This window comes from Chromohalobacter sp. HP20-39, from assembly GCF_033052815.1.
GTDB lineage: Bacteria > Pseudomonadota > Gammaproteobacteria > Pseudomonadales > Halomonadaceae > Chromohalobacter.
In genome coordinates, this window is the sequence record NZ_JAWHTP010000418.1 from 1 (window position 1) to 314 (window position 314).

1 protein-coding gene is annotated in these 314 nt (G+C 51.0%); it reads right to left on the reverse strand.

Annotation, left to right across the window (positions count from 1 at the left end):
* Positions 1-50 precede the first annotated feature (50 nt).
* Positions 51-314, reverse strand: a 264-nt coding sequence (locus RVY79_RS18625; RefSeq protein ID WP_317466032.1) for a hypothetical protein, incomplete at its 5' end; no start/stop codon positions are given.

Genomic DNA, 314 nt, shown 5'->3' on the forward strand with positions numbered 1-314 from the left:
TGTCACCCTATTTTCTGGCGACGACTGTTTGCATGGTTCCGCTCTCACTGCTAGCCGGCCCCATCAGCCAGTACTTTCAGCCTCGTGTGCTGAATCAGAATCTCGAGGGTGACACCTTTCCCAATGTCACGATCCAGAGATTCGTACTTTGCACAATTCTGATCACATCTCTGCCATGCCTGGCTTTCTGGCTGGCGCGAGATCCTCTCATTAGTTTCTGGGTTGGCCATAATCATGACGACAAGATCATTTCCCACTATGTAGGAATACTCCTGCCCGGTTTTGTCGTGGGCGCATTTGGCTATATCCCCTAC